The organism is Kitasatospora sp. NPDC059817 (assembly GCF_042731835.1).
Taxonomy (GTDB): Bacteria; Actinomycetota; Actinomycetes; order Streptomycetales; family Streptomycetaceae; genus Kitasatospora.
Genome location: NZ_JBHWIR010000033.1, coordinates 46,278 through 50,929, shown reverse-complemented (window position 1 = coordinate 50,929; position 4,652 = coordinate 46,278). Strand labels below are relative to the sequence as shown.

At 75.5% G+C, this 4,652-nt stretch carries 4 protein-coding genes; 1 reads left to right on the top strand and 3 read right to left on the bottom strand.

Annotation, left to right across the window (positions count from 1 at the left end):
- Positions 1-117: 117 nt before the first annotated feature.
- The 3 genes from ACFV61_RS10265 to ACFV61_RS10255 all read right to left on the bottom strand — a co-directional run bounded on the left by ACFV61_RS10265 (position 118) and on the right by ACFV61_RS10255 (position 4,148).
- On the bottom strand, positions 118-1,440 hold the full coding sequence (locus ACFV61_RS10265) for a DUF5667 domain-containing protein (RefSeq protein ID WP_380491045.1): 1,323 nt from the start codon (positions 1,438-1,440) through the stop codon (positions 118-120).
- Between the two features lie 270 nt (positions 1,441-1,710).
- Entirely contained in the window at positions 1,711-2,532 is an 822-nt protein-coding gene (locus ACFV61_RS10260; protein WP_380491047.1) for an ECF subfamily RNA polymerase sigma factor, BldN family, read from the bottom strand.
- 569 nt (positions 2,533-3,101) lie between these two features.
- Positions 3,102-4,148, bottom strand: a complete 1,047-nt coding sequence (locus ACFV61_RS10255; RefSeq protein WP_380491043.1) for an HAD-IB family hydrolase — start codon at positions 4,146-4,148, stop codon at positions 3,102-3,104.
- A gap of 119 nt (positions 4,149-4,267) precedes the next feature.
- On the opposite strand from ACFV61_RS10255, the gene ACFV61_RS10250 reads away from it, so the two are divergent.
- Positions 4,268-4,552, top strand: coding sequence for a glutaredoxin family protein (locus tag ACFV61_RS10250; protein WP_063348853.1), 285 nt, complete (start codon positions 4,268-4,270; stop codon positions 4,550-4,552).
- Positions 4,553-4,652 lie beyond the last annotated feature (100 nt).

Here is a 4,652-nt window from a genome sequence, read left to right as displayed (position 1 = left end):
GGGGGCCCCGCCCGCGCCCCCGGGGCCCCGCCCCCCCGCGGGGGGCGGCCCGCGCCCCCGGGCCCCCCCCAACCCCCGCGCCCCCCCGGGGCCCTGCGTCGTCCGGTCGGCCGCCGGTCAGCCGCCGAGGAGCCGCAGCCCGGGCAGCAGGCCCGGGATCAGCGGGGGCACCTCGACGCCCTGCGGCTGGCCGGCGGCCGGGGCGCTGGGCGTGCCGGAGGGCTGCTGCGGTGCCTGCGGCGGGGCCGGGACGGCGCTCGGCGAGGTCTTGCCGCCGGTGAGCCCGCTGGTGAGGTCCCCGACGAGCCCGTTGACGGCGTCCGGCGCGCTGCTGGGCAGGGTGCTGGGCAGGCCGCCGCCCTTGGCGCCGATGCCGCCGGGCGTGCTGGAGCCGGTACTGGCGGGGGCCCGCTCGGTGCCGCCGGGGCGGTTGTTGCCGCCGCTGGTCGCGCCGGTGCCGCCACCCTGGGCCGGGCGTTCGCCGGGCGCGGTGCCGGAGCCGTTCGCCGGGGTGTCGGCGGGGGCGCCGCCGGTGGCCGGGCCGGCCGTGTCGCCGCCCGCTCCGGTGCCGGCCGGGCCACCGCTCTTGGCGGTGGGCTGGGCCAGGCGCAGGGGCGCGACGTCCTCGCTTATGTCGTCGAAGAGCTGGTCGACCAGGTGGGCCTGCTGGGTGAGCTGGACGGGCAGCTGGCCCGCCAGTTCGGTCCAGCGGCCGTCCTCGCCCTGGGCGAAGCCGGCCAGGGCGCGCATCGGGCCGAGCGAGCCGTTGCTGCGGTAGACCGAGCGGAGCAGCTCGCGGCCCTTGATGGCGTCGGCGTGCATGTCGTCCAGCGCGCGGCGGACCCGTTCGACGGTGCCCGGGCTGAGCCCGGTGGCCGGGCCGGGGTGGCCGACCAGGGTCTTGGCCTCGCCGAGCCTGGTGGCGGCGTTGTCGAGCAGCAGTTCGCCGCGCTCGGAGTCGGTGTCCGCCAGGTCGAGCCTGAGCCCTTCGAGGCCGCGCTTCATGCCGTACAGCGTGTCCCCGGGGAGGGCGTTGGAGCTGGCGGCGGCGGCGCCGGCGAGGCTGCCGACGGCCAGTCCGGCGACCAGTCCGCCGATCGCGAACCGGCGGCTCCAGCGGCCGCGCGGCGCCGTCCGGATGGCCCGGTGCCGGCGTTGGCGGGGCACTGTGGCGCCCGGTCCGCCGGCGAAGGCCTGCTCGAACGCGGCCATCAGCTGCGCGCGTTGGACGGTCCGTACCTCCGGGTCCAGCGCTGGTCCGGGCATCGCGCCCAGTGCGTCGGTCAGGCCGACCAGTTGGGCCATCGCGACCGAACCGGCGCCGGTGGCAGCGGTGTTGGCCGATTCGGCGTCCGCTGCGCCGCGCTGCTCCGCCCGGTGGGCCTCCAGCGCCTCGGCGAAGGCCTTCGCCCGTCGGTGCTCCAGCACGTTTGCCGTCACGGGCCACACCTCCCTTCGTCGTTGTCGACACCCCGGCCTGCCGGACGGTTGCCTCGGCGGGCCAAAGCCACTCCATCGGGTGACAGGTCGCAATTCGGCTTGACCGTACGCCTGGTGGGGACTTGCACGCTGGCCAACGAGTGGTGTGGGCGGTGGGTTACGCACGGCTGATCATCGGATCGACCGTTCACCCGGACGTGTCGGTCGGGTACGGATGGTGACGGCCCGTCGGGCCGCCCGCCGGCTATGCCTCCCCCGGTCACCGCGGCCTCACCGGGCGTCCGGCGGCAGCAGCCGGGCCAGGGTGCGGACGGCGCGGTACTGGAGGGTCTTGATGGCACCCTCGTTCTTGCCCATGATCCGCGCGGTCTCGGCCACCGAGAGCCCCTGGAGGAAGCGGAGCGTCACGCACTCCTGCTGCTGCGGGTTGAGCCGGTGCACCGCGTCCAGCAGGGCGGCGTTGGAGAGCGACTCCAGCACCGACTCCTCAGGGCTGCGCTCGCACTCGTTGGAGTCGAGCATCTCGCCGGTGGTCACCTCCAGCCGGAAGCGGCTGGACTTGAAGTGGTCGGCGACCAGGTTGCGGGCGATGGTCACCAGCCAGGCGCCGAAGTCCCGGCCCTGCCAGGTGAAGGTGCCGATCCGGCGCAGCGCGCGCAGGAACGTCTCGCTGGTGAGGTCCTCGGCGGTGGCCCGGCTGCCGACCCGGTAGTAGATGTAGCGGTAGACGGTGTCCGCGTAGTGGTCGTAGAGCCGGCCGAAGGCCTCGCTCTCGCCGGCCTGGGCCCGCTCGACCAGCTCCATGATCGGGTTGTGCTCGGTCTCGTAGCCGGGGCTCGGCGCGGTCCGGGCGCGGCCGCGGCCGACGCCGGTGCTGCCGGTGCGGCCGCGCGAGCCGGTGCCGGTGGAGCCGGCGGCGGTGGTGCGCAGTGCCAGGCCGGAGCCGTGCGGGTGGCCGAACGGGGCGCCGGCGGGCACGAGTTGGGGCGAGGCGGCGAGCTGGCTGCGGAGCAGGTTGCGCAGCAGGTCCAGGCCGGTGGAGATCTGCCGGTCGGCGACGGGGCGGCCGCGGAGGCCGGTGTGGGGGCGCAGGGGCGCGGACGACGGGCGGGAGGGTGCAGGCGCGTCGTTCCGGACGGGTGGGTACACGGGACTCCCAGAGGCAGAACTGTGGACGGATCACCTCCGCCTGCGCGGAGAGCACTCCCGCGCCGCCCGTTCGAGCGGGGCGCGTGGGTGACGTGCATCCAGGAGAGAATAACGCTTTGTGCAATGACAGCTACACCGTGTGGTCGAAGTGGTCGTTTGGGATCCATTTATCGCGCATATTCGGCTGACTCTGACCGGACCTGCCATCGTTCATCCGGCTCAACGTGACCGTTCGGGCGCCCAGGGTGACCAATTCGGCGGTCCGGCCGGTGGTTTCCCAGTCTTGAGGCCTGGCAACCCCCGACTTTCCCGGTCTGGCGAACGATCAGAACCGGTCACCGGCTGACAGGTTCGCTCATTGGGCCGGAAAGCCGTACCGGAAACGGGAGTTCGCCCGTACGAGGGGCCAGGTCAGAGGCCTGGTTGACGGCCGGCCACCCGCGCGGGAAGGCCGTGGGGAGGGCGCGGACAAGCCCGGCGGCGGGGGCGCGACCGGGGGTGGCGGGAGCCCGTCAGGCGCAGCGGCGGCGGCGGTTCAGGGCCACCCCGGCGGCCGCCGCACCCGCGAGCACCCCGAGCGCGGCCGCCGCCGGCAGCCCCACCCGGGCCGCCTTCCGGCCGGTCCGGAAGTCCCGCACCCGCCAGCCCTGGGCCCGGGCGTGGCGGCGCAGCGCGCCGTCCGGGTTCACCACGTACGGGTGGCCGACCAGCGAGAGCATCGGGATGTCGTTGGCCGAGTCGCTGTACGCGGCGCAGCGGTCGAGGTCCAGCCGCTCGTGCCGGGCCAGCGCGTGCACCGCGGCCGCCTTGGCCGGGCCGTGCAGCAGCTCGCCGACCAGCCGGCCGGTGTACAGGCCGCCGTCGGCCTCGGCGACGGTGCCCAGGGCGCCGGTCATGCCGAGCCGGCGGGCGATCACCCGGGCCACCTCCAGCGGGGCGGCGGTGACCAGCCAGACCCGCTGGCCGGCGTCCAGGTGCATCTGGACCAGGGCGCGGGTGCCGGGCCAGATCTTGTCGGCCACGACCTGCTCGAAGACCTCCTCGCAGATCGCCTCCAGGTCGGCGGTGCGCTTCCCGGCGACCAGGCCGAGCGCGGTGTGCTGGGCGTCCGAGATGTGCTCCGGGTCCTCGGCGCCGTTCAGCCGGAACCAGGCCTGCTGCCAGGCGAACCGGGCGATGTCGCGGCGGGTGAGGAAGCCGCGCCGGTAGAGGCCGACCCCGAGGTAGAAGATCGCGGCCCCGCGCAGGATGGTGTTGTCGCAGTCGAAGAACGCGGCGGCGCGCGGGTCGCCCGGCTCGGGGGTGTGGTTCTCGGCCGGGGCCTTGGGTGCCTTGCCGGGCCTGCCCGCGGCGGGCGCGGCGCTCTCGGTGGAGCTCTCGGTGGAGCTCTCGGTCGGAGCGGTGCTCTCGGTGGGCGCGGTGCTCTCCGCGGGGGCGGTGGCCGGCTCCGGCTCGGCCTGTAGCGCAGCTGCCGCCGCCTCGGCGGCAGCCTCGCCCGCCAAGGCGCTCCGCTCGGTGGTGGAACGCTTCGCCTGGGTGAGCCTTCGGAGCACGGCCATGTCATCGAGCATAGCCAGCCGGGCGCGCGGCGGCCGTGACGGCGCCGTGCCCGCGCGGTGAACACCGGGCGGTCCCGGGCCCCGCTGGGGCGGCCGCCGGGCGGGCGGACAATGGCCGGGTGAGCCCACTGCTGCGACGTGACAAGAGCCCGAAGCCCGCGCCGGCCGACCGCACCGTGACCCTGGTCGGCAAGCCCGGCTGCCACCTGTGCGACGACGCCCGGGAGGTGATCGTCCGGGTGGCGGGCGAGCTGGGCGCGACCTTCGAGGAGAAGGACATCACCCAGGACGAGGAGTTGTACCGGCGCTACTGGGAGCAGATCCCGGTGACCCTGATCGACGGCCGCCAGCACGACTTCTGGCGGGTCGACGAACGCCGCCTGCGCGCCGCCCTCGGCGGCTGACCGTTCCCGCGCGCCACCGTCGCCGCCCCCCCCCCCCGGGGGGGGGGGGTCGCCCCAACGGTGTGAAAAAACACCCCGGCCCGGCTGTTCCCGGGGCGCG